This is a genomic window from Aeromonas sp. 61P (genome assembly GCF_051919545.1).
Classification (GTDB): Bacteria; Pseudomonadota; Gammaproteobacteria; order Enterobacterales; family Aeromonadaceae; genus Aeromonas; species Aeromonas veronii.
Map to the genome: position 1 here is coordinate 993,404 of NZ_JBQBEL010000001.1, position 16,121 is coordinate 1,009,524.

At 60.3% G+C, this 16,121-nt stretch carries 16 protein-coding genes, 3 tRNA genes and 1 pseudogene; 14 read left to right on the plus strand and 6 right to left on the minus strand.

Features of this window, described 5'->3' with window-relative positions; all coding sequences use genetic code 11:
• Positions 1 to 13: 13 nt before the first annotated feature.
• Positions 14 to 1,144 carry a NapC/NirT family cytochrome c gene (locus tag ACTG2O_RS04805; RefSeq protein WP_439975401.1) on the minus strand — a complete coding sequence of 377 codons (1,131 nt, stop codon included), beginning with the start codon at positions 1,142 to 1,144 and terminating at the stop codon, positions 14 to 16.
• Positions 1,145 to 1,420: 276 nt separating this feature from the next.
• On the opposite strand from ACTG2O_RS04805, the gene ACTG2O_RS04810 reads away from it, so the two are divergent.
• The 4 genes from ACTG2O_RS04810 (at position 1,421) to ACTG2O_RS04825 (ending at position 5,984) form a co-directional block, all read left to right on the plus strand.
• Positions 1,421 to 2,473, plus strand: a complete 1,053-nt coding sequence (locus ACTG2O_RS04810) for a cyclic nucleotide-binding domain-containing protein (RefSeq protein ID WP_439975402.1) — start codon at positions 1,421 to 1,423, stop codon at positions 2,471 to 2,473.
• Entirely contained in the window at positions 2,428 to 3,390 is a 963-nt protein-coding gene (locus ACTG2O_RS04815) for a sensor histidine kinase (RefSeq protein WP_439975403.1), read from the plus strand. The genes ACTG2O_RS04810 and ACTG2O_RS04815 overlap by 46 nt, the downstream gene beginning before the upstream one ends.
• Positions 3,391 to 3,445: 55 nt before the next feature.
• Entirely contained in the window at positions 3,446 to 3,943 is a 498-nt protein-coding gene (locus tag ACTG2O_RS04820) for a response regulator (RefSeq protein WP_219594826.1), read from the plus strand.
• A 67-nt stretch (positions 3,944 to 4,010) separates the two neighbouring features.
• Positions 4,011 to 5,984: a DNA topoisomerase III gene (locus tag ACTG2O_RS04825; RefSeq protein ID WP_439975404.1), complete on the plus strand. Its 1,974-nt coding sequence runs from the start codon at positions 4,011 to 4,013 to the stop codon at positions 5,982 to 5,984.
• Positions 5,985 to 6,024: 40 nt separating this feature from the next.
• On the opposite strand, the gene ACTG2O_RS04830 is transcribed toward ACTG2O_RS04825, so the two are convergent.
• Positions 6,025 to 6,465 (minus strand): DUF417 family protein, encoded by a 441-nt coding sequence (locus tag ACTG2O_RS04830; protein ID WP_005357613.1) that lies wholly within the window; start codon positions 6,463 to 6,465, stop codon positions 6,025 to 6,027.
• Between the two features lie 13 nt (positions 6,466 to 6,478).
• On the minus strand, positions 6,479 to 7,012 hold the full coding sequence (locus tag ACTG2O_RS04835; protein ID WP_019446466.1) for a carboxymuconolactone decarboxylase family protein: 534 nt from the start codon (positions 7,010 to 7,012) through the stop codon (positions 6,479 to 6,481).
• A 101-nt stretch (positions 7,013 to 7,113) separates the two neighbouring features.
• Here ACTG2O_RS04835 and ACTG2O_RS04840 point away from each other — a divergent pair.
• Positions 7,114 to 7,525: pseudogene (locus ACTG2O_RS04840) on the plus strand (cupin domain-containing protein); the annotation flags it as partial.
• A 186-nt stretch (positions 7,526 to 7,711) separates the two neighbouring features.
• The gene (locus ACTG2O_RS04845) at positions 7,712 to 7,948 is read left to right on the plus strand and encodes a helix-turn-helix domain-containing protein (protein WP_231721158.1); all 237 of its coding nucleotides are present in this window, start codon (positions 7,712 to 7,714) and stop codon (positions 7,946 to 7,948) included.
• 40 nt (positions 7,949 to 7,988) lie between these two features.
• Here ACTG2O_RS04845 and ACTG2O_RS04850 read toward each other — a convergent pair whose 3' ends face one another.
• Entirely contained in the window at positions 7,989 to 9,344 is a 1,356-nt protein-coding gene (locus ACTG2O_RS04850; RefSeq protein ID WP_005341850.1) for a TrkH family potassium uptake protein, read from the minus strand.
• Positions 9,341 to 9,994, minus strand: coding sequence for a potassium channel family protein (locus ACTG2O_RS04855; RefSeq protein ID WP_005339863.1), 654 nt, complete (start codon positions 9,992 to 9,994; stop codon positions 9,341 to 9,343). Before ACTG2O_RS04855 ends, ACTG2O_RS04850 begins: the two co-directional genes overlap by 4 nt.
• A gap of 127 nt (positions 9,995 to 10,121) precedes the next feature.
• Between ACTG2O_RS04855 and murB the strand changes: the two genes are divergently transcribed.
• Both murB and birA read left to right on the plus strand, forming a co-directional pair.
• Positions 10,122 to 11,159 (plus strand): UDP-N-acetylmuramate dehydrogenase, encoded by a 1,038-nt coding sequence (murB, locus tag ACTG2O_RS04860; protein ID WP_439975405.1) that lies wholly within the window; start codon positions 10,122 to 10,124, stop codon positions 11,157 to 11,159.
• Positions 11,156 to 12,121, plus strand: coding sequence for a bifunctional biotin--[acetyl-CoA-carboxylase] ligase/biotin operon repressor BirA (gene birA / locus ACTG2O_RS04865; protein WP_019446469.1), 966 nt, complete (start codon positions 11,156 to 11,158; stop codon positions 12,119 to 12,121). Before murB ends, birA begins: the two co-directional genes overlap by 4 nt.
• An 80-nt stretch (positions 12,122 to 12,201) precedes the next feature.
• Here the strand turns inward: birA and coaA are convergent, their stop codons facing one another.
• Entirely contained in the window at positions 12,202 to 13,140 is a 939-nt protein-coding gene (gene coaA / locus ACTG2O_RS04870) for a type I pantothenate kinase (RefSeq protein WP_005339877.1), read from the minus strand.
• A 263-nt stretch (positions 13,141 to 13,403) separates the two neighbouring features.
• Here coaA and ACTG2O_RS04875 point away from each other — a divergent pair.
• The 6 genes from ACTG2O_RS04875 to nusG all read left to right on the plus strand — a co-directional run bounded on the left by ACTG2O_RS04875 (position 13,404) and on the right by nusG (position 16,077).
• Positions 13,404 to 13,488: transfer RNA gene (locus tag ACTG2O_RS04875), tRNA-Tyr, on the plus strand.
• 38 nt (positions 13,489 to 13,526) lie between these two features.
• Positions 13,527 to 13,601: transfer RNA gene (locus ACTG2O_RS04880), tRNA-Gly, on the plus strand.
• A gap of 168 nt (positions 13,602 to 13,769) precedes the next feature.
• Positions 13,770 to 14,954 carry an elongation factor Tu gene (gene tuf / locus ACTG2O_RS04885; RefSeq protein WP_005339879.1) on the plus strand — a complete coding sequence of 395 codons (1,185 nt, stop codon included), beginning with the start codon at positions 13,770 to 13,772 and terminating at the stop codon, positions 14,952 to 14,954.
• Positions 14,955 to 15,007: 53 nt separating this feature from the next.
• A tRNA-Trp gene (locus ACTG2O_RS04890) sits at positions 15,008 to 15,084 on the plus strand.
• A 60-nt stretch (positions 15,085 to 15,144) separates the two neighbouring features.
• The gene (gene secE, locus ACTG2O_RS04895; protein ID WP_005306322.1) at positions 15,145 to 15,516 is read left to right on the plus strand and encodes a preprotein translocase subunit SecE; all 372 of its coding nucleotides are present in this window, start codon (positions 15,145 to 15,147) and stop codon (positions 15,514 to 15,516) included.
• Between the two features lie 9 nt (positions 15,517 to 15,525).
• On the plus strand, positions 15,526 to 16,077 hold the full coding sequence (gene nusG, locus ACTG2O_RS04900) for a transcription termination/antitermination protein NusG (protein WP_005306318.1): 552 nt from the start codon (positions 15,526 to 15,528) through the stop codon (positions 16,075 to 16,077).
• The last annotated feature ends 44 nt before the right edge of the window (positions 16,078 to 16,121 follow it).

Genomic DNA, 16,121 nt, shown 5'->3' on the forward strand with positions numbered 1-16,121 from the left:
CTCTGTGCCAGCCTTAGTGGGCCGCGCTCATGTCACTGGCGTGTTTCTGGACATACTGGGTCAACATGCGAGCCTGTTCCGGGGTCAGGGAGGTACGAGATTCCATCCCCTTGATGACGCCGATCCACTGGTTGGCACTGAAGTGATCCAGCGCGGTGAGGCCGTGGCAGCCGGTACAGTTGTTGGACATCAGGGTGGAGGCGTATTGCCACAGCTTGCCCTGATCGCCGATAAGCTGGCTCTGGTCGACCCAGGCGGTCAGCTTGACCTGATGCCAGGTGAGGTTGGTGGCGCTGTCGGTTTCGCTCTGGCCGGTGACCAGTGCTTTCTTGGCGGCATCGCCGACCAGTACGCTGAGGATCCGTTTGCCCGGTGCGGCGTAGAATACTTCGCTCACACCATCCTGTTGCCAGCCTTCGATCTGCACCTTGGCGCGGCCGTTTTCGTTAGCCAGCACTTCCACCTTGGTGGAGGGCATCAGGGTGCCTTCGTCGGTCTTGGCTGCAGCATCAAGGAACAGCGGGGTGGTGGCGATGGCGTAGCGGGTGGTGACATTGGCCGGGGTCTGGGCCGCAGCCTGCGCCAGCTCGCTGGCACCGGCGGCAGCCAGACCGCTCATGTCAGGCATGATGTGGGCGACACCGCGGTGGCAGTCGATACAGGTCTGGCCTTCCTTGATGGCGACCGGGTGCTCGGCACGGGCATTGGGGCGCTGGGCCAGAATGTCCATCGCCTCGTAGCTGTGGCAGCTGCGGCAGGTGGCGGAGTCGTTGGCTTTCAGCTCGTCCCAGACGGACTGGGCCATCCGCAGCTTGTGGGCTTCATACTTTTCCGGGGTATCCAGCGTGCCGATCGCCTCGTGATAGATATCCTTCACGGCGCGGATCTTGGTCCACAGGTAGGAGGTGGGGTCGCCCGGGATGTGGCAGTCGGCGCACTCGGCGCGGATCCCCTTGGTGTTCTGGAAGTGGACACTGCCCTGATACTCGGCGAGCGGAGTCTGCATGGAGTGGCAGGAGACGCAGAATTCGGTGGAGCTGGTCTTGTGCAGCACGGTCACGGTGACACCCAGTGCCGCGACACCCAGCAGGGCCCCGAGCAGCAGGAGCCAGAACCAGGTTTTTCTTATCAGTTTTCCAATCATGGCGGCGTTTTCCTACGGTCAATAATTACCTACATAGTACTAGTCCAATAGTAGTAGTAATGACAGGGATAAGGCGTTGACCTCCATCATGGTTTATATTTTTGATTGTTGTCGCATTTTGTCTTTTATTTTGTTATTGGCATGATTATCGAATTAAATTCAATTGTTTTCTGTTTTATCTATTTGTGCACTTTTCGCGACAGCTGTTAGCCCCCTCGCAAAACCCCACAAGATTCGCTGATATAGTGAGCAGTGAGCCTCAACGGAGTGTCGCTGATGAGCCCTTTCTCACTGCTGTGTGTCGCCGCCAACGTGCAACTGCTGGCCGAATTCGAACAGGAGTTGGTTCCGCTGCTCGGCCATTTCGCGCTGGTGGTGGTGGTCGGTCAGGGGTCGGCTGAGCTGGCCTTGGACGAGCTGGATCGCAAGGGGCAGCCACCCGCCGTGGTGGTGTGTGACAGCGAGCTGGGGGATGGGCGAGGGGCCGATTTTCTGATCCGCCTCGGCAGCCGTCACGAGGCGTGCCGCAAGATCCTGCTGGGCAGCCAGCCGGAGATGAAATCGATCATCGAGGCGGTGAACCTCGGTCGTCTCGACTACTACCTGCAACGCCCCTGGCGCGATGGCAGCCTGCGCCGGGCGGTGATCGAGCAGGCGAGCCACTTTGTATTGCAGCGTCCCGAGGCGGATCTGCTGAGCTATGCCGCCGTGCTCGACAACCAGAAGCTGCTGCGAGCCCACGTCGATCGCCAGTTGGCAGCCTATCGGCAGGGCTTTATGGATTACACCCACTGCAGCGACGAGGAGTTGTCGCGGGTGGTGATCGACGGCTTATATCAGTTTTTCGAGGGCAATGACGAGGAGCGGGTCTGCCGCCACTACAGTCCGGGCCATGTGCTGACCCGCGAGGGGGAGCCCAACAGCTTCCTCTGGTTTATCGCCAAGGGGGAGGTGGTGCTGCGCAAGCGGGACGAGCAGGGGATCGATCAGGAGGTAGTGCACTACCGTACCGGCTCGCTGGTGGGGGGCATGTCATTTGTGACCGGCGAACCCGCCTTCACCACCGGCGTGACCCTGACCGGTGCCGAGGTGATCAAGCTCGACAAGCTGCAATTCTCCCGGGTGATGCAGGCGCGCAGCGAACTGCTCCCCTCCTTTACCAACCTGCTGCTGCGCCACTTCAATCGCCGCCTGCAAAACAGCATCCGCACCGAGATGCGGCTGCAACAGACCCTCAACTCCCTCGATGCCGCTCACGCCCAGCTGGTGGAGAGCGCGAAAAAATGGCGATGCTGGGTCAGCTGGTGGCCGGTGTCGCCCACGAGCTGAACAACCCGGTGGCGGCCATTATCCGTGGCAGCGAGACCTTGCGGGCCGCCATCCCCGATCTGGTCAATCTCGAGCTGCCAGCAACCATCAAGGGGCTGGGCAACCAGACCCTCTGTCAGGCGCTCTCCTCCCAGCCAGTCTCGACCAGCGAGATCCGTGACAAGACCCGGCTGGCGGAGGGGCGCTTTGGCGATCGTCAGCAGGCGCGGCTGGCGGTGCAGATGAATCTGGATGACGAGCTGAACTGGCAGCGCTGGTTTGCCAGCCGCACTGCCGACGAGCGGGAGGCTCTGCTCGCCCGGCTGGAGCTGTTCCAGCAGACCGGCAGCTTCCTGCGCAATATCGAAGTGTGTGCCCGTCGCATCGGCGATCTGGTCAAGAGCCTCAAGCAGTATGCTCGGCAGGACAGGGACGAGCCCTCGCTGGTGGACCTGCACGAGGGGCTGGAAGATACCCTGATGATTTTCGAAAACCGCCTCAAGCATCATGAGCTCTGCAAGGAGTACCAGCCGCTGCCGCTGGTACGCTGTCACCCCATCGCTCTGCAACAGGTGTGGACCAACCTGATCGCCAACAGTCTGGATGCCATGAGCGGCCCGGGACGGCTCACCATTCGCACCGGGCTGTTGAGTTCCGAGTGGGTCATGGTAGAGATAGAGGATAGCGGTTGTGGCATCGAGCCCGAGCTGTGGCAGCGGATCTTCGATCTCAACTTCACCACCAAGCGGGAGGGCCATTTCGGCCTCGGTATCGGTCTGAGCGTTTCGCTGCAGATAGTTCAGCAGCACCACGGCCGGATTGAGGTGGCCTCCGAACCGGGCCGTTACACCCGGATGCGGGTCTGTCTGCCGCTGGACGGCATGGGGCAGGCCGGTTACGGGGGCGAACCTCATCACAACAAGGAGCATGCGGCCTGAGCCGTCGCCAGCATCAATCGCGCGGCGTGCCAAACCATGTCGCCAAGGAGGAGCAATGAACAAACACTATCTGATCCTGTGTGTGGACGATGAGCGGGAGGTGCTGGATGCGGTGATCCACGATCTCGCCCCGTTCCGTTCCCACTTCGAACTGGAAGCCGCCGAGAGTGTCGATGAGGCGCGAGCGGTGGTGGAGGAGTGGGAGCACGACGGCAACAAGCTGGCGCTGATCCTCTGTGACCACATCATGCCGGGAACCCTGGGGGTCGATTTTCTGGTGGAGCTGAACCGGCGAGCCTCCACCCGTGCCAGCCGCAAATTGCTGCTGACCGGACAAGCGGGGCTGGAGGCCACCGTCGAAGCGGTCAATCGCGGCGGGTTGCACTACTACCTCGCCAAGCCGTGGAAGCTGGAGACCCTGCAAGAGGCGGTGCGCGAACAGCTGACCGACTACCTGCTGGCGGAAGATGGCGAAAATGCCTTCCACTATGCGCCGCTGCTCAATCAGGCGCGGCTGTTTGCCGCCATCCACGATCACCCGTTCGACGAGTAGGGGCAGTTGGGCTTTCGCGGTGGCAGTTGTATACTGTCTGCATATACAGTATTGCAGGTAGCCACCGATGCGACTCTTTATCGCCGAGAAGCCCACGCTGGGCCGCGCCATTGCCGATGCCCTGCCCAAGCCCCACAAGAAGGGCGACGGTTTTATCGAAACAGCCCAGGGTGATGTGGTCACCTGGTGCATCGGCCATCTGCTGGAGCAGGCCGAGCCCGATGCCTATGACGCCGCCTTCAAGCAGTGGCGGATGGAGCATCTCCCCATCATCCCCGCCCAGTGGCAGCTGGTGGCCAAGCCCAAGACCAAAACCCAGCTCACCGTCATCAAGCGGCTGATCAAGCAGGCGGACTGCGTGGTCAACGCCGGTGACCCGGACCGGGAAGGGCAGTTGCTGGTGGATGAGGTGATCGACTTTCTCGGCTACCCGAAAACCAAGCCGGTGCAGCGCTGCCTCATCAGCGATCTCAACCCGCCCGCGGTGCGCCGCGCCCTCGACAAACTGAGGGATAACAAGGAGTTCGTGCCGCTGGCGGTTTCCGCACTGGCCCGCAGTCGGGCCGACTGGCTCTATGGCATCAACATGACCCGCGCCTACACCCTGCTCGGGCGCAAGGCCGGTTGCAGCGAGCTGCTCTCGGTTGGCCGGGTGCAGACCCCGCTGCTGGGGCTGGTGGTGCGGCGGGATCTCGAGATCGAGGCCTTCGTCCCCAAACCCTTCTACGAGGTGCTGGCCCATCTGCTGACCGATAGCAACGAGCGCTTCACCGCCAAGTGGCTGCCATCGGAAGCCTGCCTGCCGTGGCAGGACGAGGAGGGGCGGGTGCTCAATCGGGCGCTGGCCGACAAGGTGGTGAGCCGGATCAACGGCCAACCCGCACAGGTCGAATCGGTGGAGGAGCAGGCCCGCAAACAGGCGGCGCCGCTGCCCTACAACCTCTCCAGCCTGCAGATCGATGCCGCCAAGCGCTTCGGCATGGATGCCAAGCGAGTGCTCGACATCTGCCAGAGCCTCTACGAGCGCCACAAGCTCATCACCTATCCGCGCTCCGATAGCCGCTATCTGCCGACCGACCATTTCAAGCGGGCCGAGCAGGTGCGCGGCGCCATCGCCGCTACTGCGCCCGCGCTGGCCAAGGCAGTTGCCGAGGCGGACGGCAAGATCCGCAGTAAGGCGTGGAACGACAGCAAGGTGGATGCCCACCACGCCATCATCCCCACCGAGAAGCAGGGCAACCCCGCCACGCTGGGGGCCGACGAGGCGAAGCTCTATGGCCTGATTGCCCGCCAGTATCTGCTGCAGTTCTATCCCCCGTTCGAATACAACGACAGCAAGGTGCTGCTGCGCATCGCCGGTGGCCTGTTTCAGGCCAAGGCGCGGCGCATCCTTAAGGCAGGCTGGAAGGCACTGCTCGGGGTGGAGGAGGATGACGACGAAGAGAAGGCGGGCACGCTGCCTGCCCTGAAAGAGGGAGAGCAACTGCTGTGCGAGCGGGGCGAACTGCAGGAGAAAATGACCCAGCCGCCCAAGTCGTTCACCGATGCCACCCTGCTGGCGGCCATGACCGGCATCGCCCGCTATGTGCATGATCCCGAGATCCGCAAGACCCTGCGCGACACCGATGGTCTCGGCACAGAAGCGACCCGGGCGGGCATTATCGACCTGCTGTTCAAGCGCCGCTTTCTGGTGCGTCAGGGCAAGAGCATCAAGGCGACCCCGACCGGGCGCGCGCTGGTGCAGGCGCTGCCTGCTACTGCCACCACGCCGGATATGACGGCGCTGTGGGAGCAGTGCCTCGGCCAGATCGCCGAGCGCCACGGCAGCTACCAGCAGTTTATGGGGCCGCTCACCGAGCAGCTCAACGGCCTGATCGAGGGGGCGCGGCAGGACTCCGGCGCCAGCTTCAGCGCCCTGCCCAAGGAGGCGCCGGGTGCCGGCAAGCGGCGTTTTACCAAGCGTAAGAGTTCGGCGGCCAGCACGACTGGCGGGCCCCGACCGCGCAAGACGACCAGCAAGCGCCAGACCAGGGCTGCATAACGAAAAAAGGCGCCCATCCTGGGCGCCAAAGGCATTGTTGTCAGGCTGCCTGAGTGGACAAGCTGGCACGGATCCTGTGCTGGTAGTGCAGAACCACACCGAGAAACACCAGGTCCTTGAATAGGAAGAACTCGGTGACTGGCACGCCGTCAACCATCTTCCAGACACCTGTCAGAGTCAGCAGGAAGCTCAGCGTCGCCAGGAAGGTGACGATAGCCCCCATGCTGCACCAGTAACCGATGCGAGGTTGCCACAGACCCACGACCAGCCCGATGGCGATCACTATCTCGACCACCCCGATCAGGTTCGATACGCTCTGTTCCGACAGGGGGCCATAGAGCCAGCTCATCAAGGGGTGGCTGGCTACCAGTGGTTTGATGGCGGCTGCCTCTGTCGGGGTAAACTTGAAGACGCCGATCCAGAGCAGGGTCAATACCACGCCCGCCAGGGCGACCAGAAAGCCTTTGTCATGTTGCTGCATGGGGGCTCCTTGTTTAAGGGGTCAGAGTGACGGGCGGGAAGTCGATCTCGGTCGCCGCCAGGTGATTGCCATAGTTGGTCAGGGTATTGACCACCACCTGGCCGAGCACCTCCAGCAGCAGCTCGTCATCTACGCCTGCGGCACGGGCGCTAGCAAGCTGCTCGTCACTGATCACCCCGCGCTGGTTGACCAGTGCCGTTGCCAGTTGCAGCAGGGCGTGATCAAGGGGAGCCGAGGCCTGGCCGAGTCGGGCTGCCCGGATCTCCTGGGCCGAGAATCCGGCCTTGCCCGCCAGTAGTGTGTGGGCAGACAAACAGTATTGGCAGGCGTTGGCTTGACCTATGGCCAGTGCCAGCAACTCCCGTTGTGGGGCAGTGAGGCGCCCCTTGCCAAGCGCCTCGGCAAAGGCCAGGAAGCCATTGAGCAGGGCTGGCGAGTGGGCCAGTGTGGCGTAGAGGTTGGGCACCATACCCAGATTGCGGTGAAGGGTAGTCAGGGTCTGGGCGGCTGCGGGTTGCGGCTGGGATATTGGTTGGATACGGCTCATGATCTTCTCCTGTGGTAGTGAAGGTACGGGAGACAGTGTGCCGTCATTCGTGATACGGTTTATCACTCATCGTCTGCAAATAAATACTATTCGTCTCAAATATGGATCCGCTCTCTGCCCTGTTGGTTCATGCCTCCCCCGAAGCCAAGATCTTCTTCGCTGGCAACCTGTGCCAGAACTCCTCCAGTGATGATTATCCGAGTGGCGGACATCTTCATCTGCTGCGCAGTGGCGCCGTCATGTTGCGTGAAGAGGGGGGAGCAAGCTTGCTGCTCGAGGAGCCGACCCTGCTCCTGTTCCCTCGGGGACGTCCTCACAAGCTTGAACCCAGAACGCTGGGGGGTTGTGATTTGGTGTGCGCCAATGTCGCATTCGGCAAGGGGGGCGCATCGCCGTTGCAACTGGCATGGCATACCGGGCTCGCTGGTGCTGCCGCTAAGGGAGTTGCCTGCCCTGACGCCGGTGCTGAGTCAGCTGTTTGACGAGGCGTTTCACCCCCGCTACGGGCAGGATCCGCTGATCTCCCGCTTGCTGGAGGTACTGTTGATCCTGCTGCTGCGTCATCTGGTCGAGCAAGGGGTGTGTCAGCAGGGGATGCTGGCAGGTATTTCCGATCCCCAGTTGGCCAAGGCGCTCTCGGTGATGCATCAGCGTGGGGATGAACCCTGGACGGTGGCCACGCTGGCGCGGGAGGCCGGCATGTCGCGGGCCCGCTTTGCCGCGAGGTTTCAGGAGCGGGTCGGTCAAGCGCCGCTTGGTTATCTGACCCACTGGCGCATGGCGCGCGCCTGCCAGCAACTGCTGGCGGGGGAGCCCATGGTGCAGGTGGCGCTGGGTGCGGGATACAGCAGCAGTGTTGCCTTTGGTCGGGCATTCGAGCGGGAGCTGGGGGTGAGCCCGGGGCGCTGGCTCAAGGCGCAGCAACAAGCCGAATAAAAAACGGGGCAGCCAGTGGCTGCCCCGTGTTCATGGCTGGTCAGCCAGTATAGACGTTCTCTTCCGGATAACGGATGCGGGTCTCGACCGGGCGGGCCAGCATAAAGGCCAGGGTCAGCGGGCCGAGACGGCCGCAGATCATCACCAGCACCAGGATCAGCTTGCCCGGCTCGCTCAGGGAGGCGGTGATGCCGGTGGAGAGGCCGACGGTGGCAAATGCCGAGATGGTCTCGAACATGATTTTGTCGAACGGCAGATCCTCGGTCACCATCAGCAGGAACATCGCCAGCATCAGCACCATGGTGCTGACGATGATGATGGCCAGCGATCGGGTCACGATCTGGGGCGACAGGGTGCGGCCAAAAGCGGTGACATGAGGTCGTTTGGTCAGAAACGCCTTGGTCGCCAGCAGCACAACCGCGAAAGTGGTGACTTTGATACCGCCACCGGTCGAGGTGGCACCGGCACCGATAAACATCAGCATCATCAGAAACAGCAGCGCCGCCGGGGTCATCAGCCCGATATCTATGGTATTGAAACCGGCGGTACGGGCACTGGCAGACTGGAAGAAGGCCGCCAGCAGCTGGCCACCGATACCGGCCTTGCCGAGGGTGCCCGGGTTGTTGTGTTCCAGCAGCCAGAACATCAAGGTACCGGCCAGCAGCAGCGCCGGGGTCATCAGCAACATCAGCTTGCTGTGCAGCTTCAGCTTGCGCCAGCGGCGGTTGCGCACCAGATCGACGATGACGGTAAAGCCGATCCCCCCCAGGATCAGCAGACCGGCGATGGTCAGGCTGATGATGGGGTCGTCCCTATAGTCGATGAGGTTGTTGGCAAACAGCGAAAACCCGGCGTTGTTGAAGGCTGATACCGCGTGGAAGAAGCTGACATAGAGGCCGTGCACCCAACCCATCTCGGGCACCCAGCGGATCGCCATGATGCCGGTACCGATCAGTTGGGCGATAAAGGCGAACAGCACGATCCGTTTGACCAGCTGAATGATGTTGACCGAGCCTTCCTGTCCCAGCGCCTCCTTGGCCAGTACCTGTTGGCGCAGACCGACCCGTTTGCTGAAGATTGCGATCAGCAGCAGGGTCATGGTCATCTGGCCCAGACCGCCGATCTCCATCAGCATCAGCAGGAAAATCTGCCCCTGCAGGGTGAAGGCGGTGCCGGTATCCACCACGCCAAGACCTGTCACGCTGATGGCCGAGGTGGCGGTAAACAGGGCGTTGACGAAGGTAACCTCGCCATTGTGGCTGGAGGGTTGCACCAGAAAGATGGTGCCAATCAGCAGAATGATCAGAAAGCTGCCGAGGATCAGCCGGGCTTCGCTCCAGCGAGAGTCCTGCTCCCGATGGAGGGCGAAGGCGTAGCTGCTGCGCCAGTTGATCATAGGGTTTCGAGCCAGTGGTCGATGGCGTGCTTGTTGCCCGCCAGGATCAGGATGTCGCCCAGTTGCAGCTCCATCTTGCCGGTCAGTACGTTGTGCAGCACATCACCACGCTTGATGGCGAGCAGCTGGAAATCGCTCTGTTGCAGCAGGTGGAAGTCGCCTAGTTCCCGGCCGTTCTGTTGCAGGCCAATCACGAACTCGGTCAGCACCATGTCGTGGCCCAGCTCCAGATAGTCGAACAGCCGGTTGTCCAGCATGCTCTGGGCGACCCGGCGGCCCATGTCCCACTCCGGGTTGATTACCTTGTCGGCGCCCACTTTCTGCAGGATCTTGGCGTGGAACTTGTCGCGCGCCTTGACCCACACCTTCTTCACGCCCGCCTCTTTCAAGACGAGGGTGGTGAGGATGCTGGTCTCCAGGTTGTCACCGATGGCAACGAAGACGATATCGAAATTGGCCAGTCCCAGCTCGGCCACAGTGGCCTCATCGGTGGCATCCGCCACGATAACGTGATTGCAGAGGGCGGCGATTTGCCGGGTCTTGCTCTCGTCGATATCGATGGCCAGTACTTCGGCATCTTGCCGTTGCAGCTCTTCGCACAGCGCGCTGCCAAACAGGCCCAGGCCGATGACGGCAAACTGGTTGTTCATGAGTTGTTCCTCAGCAGTTGAAGTCGCCTACTCTAAACCACTGCTATTCCCCCGAAAAGGGCTCGGGTTTTTCGTCATGGGGCAACTTGAGGTAGACTGCGCCCTTGCACCAAGCCGGGATAGACCGATGAAACTGAATGCCAACGCCTCCTTGTTGAAGCTCAACACCCTTGCCCTCGATGCGTACTGCCTCTGGCTGGCCGAGGTGGAGCAGGTTGCCGATCTGGCGACCCTGCGTGCCGATCCGCAGCTCAACCAGCTGCCGCGCCTCAATCTGGGCGGCGGCAGCAACATGCTCTTCACCACGGATTTTCTCGGTCTGGTGGTGCTCAACCGGCTCAAGGGGATTACCGCCGAAGATGGTGGCGATCACTGGTTGCTCCATGTGGCGGCCGGTGAAGATTGGCATCAGCTGGTGCGCCATACCTTGCAACAGGGCTGGTGCGGGCTGGAGAATCTGGCGCTCATTCCCGGCACGGTCGGTGCGGCGCCGGTACAGAACATCGGTGCGTATGGCGTTGAGCTGGCCGACTTCTGCGCCTATGTCGAGGCGTTCAACTGGCAGAGTGGCGAAATTGAACGGATCGCGGCGGCAGAGTGCCGCTTCGGTTATCGCGACAGTATCTTCAAACACGAGTATCAGGATTCCCACCTGATCACCGCCGTCGGGCTCAAACTGCCCAAGGCGTGGCAACCGGTGCAGGGCTATGGCCCACTGGCGGCGCTCGGTGACGCGCCTTCGGCACAGGCCATCTTCGATACCGTCTGTGCCACCCGCATGGCCAAACTGCCGGATCCTGCGGTGCTCGGCAATGCGGGCAGCTTCTTCAAGAATCCGGTGGTGCCTGCCGCGCTGGCGGAGAATCTCAAGGCGCGCTACCCGCAGATGCCCTGCTATCCGGCCGGAGAAGGGCAGGCCAAGCTGGCGGCGGGCTGGCTCATCGATCAGTGCGGTTTGAAAGGTTTCGCCATCGGCCGCGCCGCTGTTCATCAGGAGCAGGCGCTGGTGCTGGTCAATCTGGGGGGCGCCAGTGCCATGGAGCTGATCGCGCTGGCGGCTCATGTCCGCGACAGCGTGGAGCAGACGTTTGGCGTGCTGCTGGAGCATGAGGTGCGTTTTATGGGCGCGCACGGTGAAACCTGGCTCGACGAGGTGCTCTCATGACCCTTACTCCCATCAGACAGACTCTGATCACTCTGCTTAGCGACGGCCAGTTTCACTCCGGCGAACAGCTGGGTGAGCAGCTCGGCATCAGCCGGGCGGCGGTGAGCAAACACATGGCGGCGCTCAAGGAGCTGGGGCTGGATCTCTTTAGCCTGACCGGCAAGGGTTACCGGCTGGCGGTGCCGATGGCGCTCTATGATCAGGCTACCTTGCAGGCACTGGCCCCGATGGCACCGGTGCACTGTTTTCCGGTCATTGGCTCGACCAATCAACACCTGCTGGATCGGGTCAATGAGCTGCGCTCCGGCGAGAGCTGTCTGGCCGAGTGTCAGACAGCCGGGCGCGGTCGTCGTGGCAAACCCTGGATTTCGCCGTTCGGTTGCCAGCTGATCCTCAGCATGTACTGGCGACTCGAACAAGGCATGGCGGCGGCCATGGGGCTCAGTCTGGCGGTCGGCGTGGCAGTGGTTGAAGCGCTGGAGTCCCTTGGTTATCAGGGGGTCGAGCTCAAGTGGCCGAATGACCTCTACTATCAGGGCCGCAAGTTGGCGGGCATTCTGGTGGAGATGAGCGGTAGCGCCGGGGCCAGCTGTCATCTGGTGATCGGCATCGGTCTCAATCTGGCGATGCCTGCCCGCGAAGGGGAGAAGATCGATCAGGCCTGGGCCGAGCTGCGCCACATCAATCCGGAACTGGTGGATCGCAATCAGTTGGCGGCCCGGATGATCGTCCATTTGCAACGGGCGCTGCACACCTTTGAGCAGCAGGGGCTGGCAAGTTTTGTCGATGAGTGGAATCGGCTCGATCACTTTGCCGGTCGCCCGGTGCGCTTGCTGATGGGAGATCTGGAGATCCGCGGCATCGCCCGTGGCATCGACGATCGCGGCGCCCTGCGACTGGAGACAGGTGAAGGGATCAAATTCTATCTGGGGGGCGAGCTCTCCCTGCGCCGGGGCGACTGAGGGTCAGCAAGGCCGATCATGATGCCAAACAGAAGAGGGGGCCTGCGGGCCCCCTCTTCGTTATCCGGCAACCGCTGTCATCATTTGCGCAGCTTGATCTGCTCTATAGCGTGCTCATGGCCCTTGGTCATGATCAGGTTGGCACGCTCACGCGTTGGCAGGATATTTTCTTGCAAATTCAGATAGTTGATATCTTGCCAGATGTTGCTGGCGATCTGGGTCGCCTCACTCTCCGCCAGCTTGGCGTAGTTATGGAAGTAGGAGTCGGGATCCGAGAAGGCGCCGCTGCGGAATTTCAGGAAGCGTTCGATATACCAGGTACGCAGCAGTTCGGCATCGGCATCCACATAGATGGAGAAGTCGACAAAGTCTGACACGAAGACCCGATGGGGCTCCTGAGGGTAATCCATGCCGCTTTGCAGCACATTGAGCCCTTCCAGGATCAGGATGTCCGGCTGCTCCACCACCTTCTTCTCATCGGGAATGATGTCGTAGATAAGGTGGGAGTAAACCGGCGCTTCGACCTTCTCGTGACCGGCGCGGATGTTGGCGACAAACTCCACCAGATGGCGGATGTCGTAGGATTCCGGGAACCCCTTGCGGCGCATCAGGCCGCGCTCTTCCAGTACCTTGTTGGGATAGAGGAAGCCGTCGGTGGTGACCAGCTCCACCCGCGGGTGTTCCGGCCAGCGCTCCAGCAAGGCCTGCAGAATACGGGCTGTGGTGCTTTTGCCACCCGCCACGCTGCCGGCAATGCTGATGATATAGGTGCCCTTGCCGCGGGACTGACCGAGGAACTGCTCCAGCACCCGGCTGCGACGCTGTTTGGCTTTGACATAGAGATTGAGCAGGCGGGAGAGAGGCAGGTAGATCTCTTCCACTTCCCGCAATGACACCTTCTCGTTGATCCCGCGCAGGGTTTGCAGATCGTGTTCGGTCAGGGTCAGGGGGACCGAATCGCGCAATAACGCCCATTGTTCGCGGGTGAATTGCAGATAGGGGTTATGCTCTGTCGTCATGGTGTCATCACTGTTTCTTGGGCACGGCGACCATACACCAAGGGTGGGGGAGCGACAAGGGACGCAGCAGGATTGGCTTGTTTGCCCCCACTTTTTTGCAAACTTCCCAGCAATAAAGCATATTTTGCCGGGTTCAATGGTTGCATCCCCCAAAACCTTACAATAAAATGCGCGACGCTTGACTGTCTGTCGTCTATTTGCCGTGCAAAAGCGATAAACACAACGGGTGCAAGCAGAATTACCGTTGTGACAATCTGGCGTCTGGAGGGGTTCCCGAGCGGCCAAAGGGATCAGACTGTAAATCTGACGGCTCTGCCTTCGAAGGTTCGAATCCTTCTCCCTCCACCATATTTCTCTGCGGTTTGAGTTCTTTGGGTTAGAGAAATGCGGGCATCGTATAATGGCTATTACCTCAGCCTTCCAAGCTGATGATGCGGGTTCGATTCCCGCTGCCCGCTCCAAGATGCTGATATGGCTCAGGCGTTAGCAGAGCCGCACCCTAGGGTGAGTTCGGCAAGCGAACCAGCCATCAGCACCTCTCTCTTTCCCACCAGATTCAAATCCATCATATAAACTGTTCTGTGGTTAGCTTGCCACCGCGTACTCAGCGTTAGTTTAGAGGGACGATCATGTCTAAAGAAAAATTTGAGCGTAATAAACCGCACGTTAACGTGGGTACCATCGGCCACGTTGACCACGGTAAAACCACCCTGACCGCAGCTATCACCAACGTGCTGGCCAAGCACTTCGGTGGTAAAGCTTTCGCCTTCGACCAGATCGACAAGGCACCGGAAGAGCGTGAGCGTGGTATCACCATCAACACCTCCCACGTAGAATACGACACCGCTACCCGTCACTACGCCCACGTAGATTGCCCGGGTCACGCCGACTACGTTAAAAACATGATCACCGGTGCTGCCCAGATGGACGGCGCGATCCTGGTAGTAGCAGCGACTGACGGCCCGATGCCGCAGACTCGTGAGCACATCCTGCTGGGTCGTCAGGTTGGTATCCCGTACATGATCGTGTTCATGAACAAGTGTGACATGGTTGATGACGAAGAGCTGCTCGAACTGGTTGAGATGGAAGTTCGTGAACTGCTGACCGAGTACGACTTCCCGGGTGATGACCTGCCGGTAGTTCGTGGTTCCGCACTGAAAGCGCTGGAAGGCGACGCTCAGTGGGAAGAGAAGATCATCGAGCTGGCTGGCCACCTGGATACCTATATCCCGGAGCCGGAGCGCGCGATTGACCAGCCGTTCCTGATGCCTATCGAAGACGTATTCTCTATCGCTGGCCGTGGTACCGTAGTTACCGGTCGTGTAGAGCGCGGTATCGTTAAAGTAGGTGAGACCGTAGAAATCGTTGGTATCAAAGATACCGTTTCTACCACCTGTACCGGTGTTGAAATGTTCCGCAAACTGCTGGACGAAGGTCGTGCAGGCGAGAACATCGGCGCGCTGCTGCGTGGTGTTAAGCGTGAAGACGTAGAGCGTGGTCAGGTACTGGCCAAGCCGGGTTCTATCAAGCCGCACACCAAGTTCGAATCTGAAGTGTACGTGCTGTCCAAAGAAGAAGGTGGTCGTCATACCCCGTTCTTCAAAGGCTACCGTCCGCAGTTCTACTTCCGTACTACCGACGTGACCGGTACCATCGAACTGCCGGAAGGCGTAGAGATGGTAATGCCGGGCGACAACATCAAAATGGTTGTTACCCTGATTGCTCCGATCGCGATGGACGACGGCCTGCGTTTCGCTATCCGTGAAGGTGGCCGTACCGTAGGTGCTGGTGTTGTAGCCAGCGTAATCGCTTAATCTTTGGCTTACATAAATAAAGCAAAGCCCCTATAATAGGGGCTTTCTTGTGTAGGGGCGTAGTTCGAATTGGTAGAACAGCGGTCTCCAAAACCGATGGTTGCGGGTTCGAGTCCTGCCGCCCCTGCCATATACCTCGTCTCGTACGGGGCTTTTGTGTCTTTGGTTACGTCAGATACAGGTGGGTTGTATGAGTGTTAGTTCTGAGAGCCAGGGCGGAAGCAAGGATACCCTGCTTTGGGGCCTGGTTTTCATTATCCTGGCGGCCGCTGTAGTGGGTAATTACCTGCTCAACGATGTTGTCGCTGCCGTCCGCGCCTTGGGTGTGGTCGTTGTCATTGCTGCTGCTGGTGCAGTAGCCCTGCAAACCACCAAGGGAAAGGCAACACTGGCATTCGCCCGTGAGTCTCGCCTGGAAGTCCGCAAGGTCGTATGGCCGACCCGTCAGGAAGCCATTCAGACAACCCTGATTGTGCTGGCGGTGACCGCCGTGATGGGGCTGCTGCTGTTCGTTCTGGACGGTGCCTTGGTCTGGTTGGTCAACCTGATTACCGGTGTGTAAGGATAAGCCATGACTGAACAACGTGAGCAACGTATGAGATGGTATGTCGTGCAGGCTTTTTCCGGCTATGAAGGCCGTGTAGCCAAGTCCCTGCGTGAACATATCAAGATGCATGGCATGGAAGACATGTTCGGTGAAGTACTGGTCCCGACCGAAGAAGTGGTCGAGATGCGTGCTGGCCAGAAGCGCAAGAGTGAGCGCAAGTTTTTCCCGGGTTATGTCCTGGTCCAGATGATCATGGATGAAACCACATGGCACCTGGTGCGTAACGTACCACGTGTAATGGGCTTCATTGGCGGTACTTCCGACCGTCCGGCACCGATCTCCGACAAAGAGGCCGATGCCATCCTGAACCGTCTGCAGGATGCCCACGACAAGCCGCGTCCGAAAACCCTGTTTGAACCGGGTGAAATGGTGCGGGTTGCCGATGGTCCGTTTGCCGACTTCAACGGCACCGTTGAAGAGGTCGATTATGAGAAGAGCCGCGTGAAGGTCTCTGTACTGATCTTCGGTCGTTCTACTCCTGTTGAACTGGATTTTGGTCAGGTCGAAAAGGGCTGATTGAATTCTGTACGTTTAACGGTTGTCAGGGGCAGCGAATATCT

Bases quoted from the DNA above. Each gene is read 5' to 3' on its own strand.
- tuf (WP_005339879.1), top strand. From the start codon at position 13,770: ATGTCTAAAGAAAAATTTGAGCGTAATAAACCGCACGTTAACGTGGGT.
- ACTG2O_RS04805 (WP_439975401.1), bottom strand. From the start codon at position 1,144: ATGATTGGAAAACTGATAAGAAAAACCTGGTTCTGGCTCCTGCTGCTC.
- ACTG2O_RS04850 (WP_005341850.1), bottom strand. From the start codon at position 9,344: ATGATCAACTGGCGCAGCAGCTACGCCTTCGCCCTCCATCGGGAGCAG.
- ACTG2O_RS04825 (WP_439975404.1), top strand. From the start codon at position 4,011: ATGCGACTCTTTATCGCCGAGAAGCCCACGCTGGGCCGCGCCATTGCC.
- ACTG2O_RS04810 (WP_439975402.1), top strand. From the start codon at position 1,421: ATGAGCCCTTTCTCACTGCTGTGTGTCGCCGCCAACGTGCAACTGCTG.
- murB (WP_439975405.1), top strand. From the start codon at position 10,122: ATGAAACTGAATGCCAACGCCTCCTTGTTGAAGCTCAACACCCTTGCC.
- ACTG2O_RS04855 (WP_005339863.1), bottom strand. From the start codon at position 9,994: ATGAACAACCAGTTTGCCGTCATCGGCCTGGGCCTGTTTGGCAGCGCG.
- secE (WP_005306322.1), top strand. From the start codon at position 15,145: ATGAGTGTTAGTTCTGAGAGCCAGGGCGGAAGCAAGGATACCCTGCTT.
- birA (WP_019446469.1), top strand. From the start codon at position 11,156: ATGACCCTTACTCCCATCAGACAGACTCTGATCACTCTGCTTAGCGAC.
- nusG (WP_005306318.1), top strand. From the start codon at position 15,526: ATGACTGAACAACGTGAGCAACGTATGAGATGGTATGTCGTGCAGGCT.
- ACTG2O_RS04820 (WP_219594826.1), top strand. From the start codon at position 3,446: ATGAACAAACACTATCTGATCCTGTGTGTGGACGATGAGCGGGAGGTG.
- ACTG2O_RS04835 (WP_019446466.1), bottom strand. From the start codon at position 7,012: ATGAGCCGTATCCAACCAATATCCCAGCCGCAACCCGCAGCCGCCCAG.
- coaA (WP_005339877.1), bottom strand. From the start codon at position 13,140: ATGACGACAGAGCATAACCCCTATCTGCAATTCACCCGCGAACAATGG.
- ACTG2O_RS04830 (WP_005357613.1), bottom strand. From the start codon at position 6,465: ATGCAGCAACATGACAAAGGCTTTCTGGTCGCCCTGGCGGGCGTGGTA.
- ACTG2O_RS04845 (WP_231721158.1), top strand. From the start codon at position 7,712: ATGTCGCGGGCCCGCTTTGCCGCGAGGTTTCAGGAGCGGGTCGGTCAA.
- ACTG2O_RS04815 (WP_439975403.1), top strand. From the start codon at position 2,428: ATGGCGATGCTGGGTCAGCTGGTGGCCGGTGTCGCCCACGAGCTGAAC.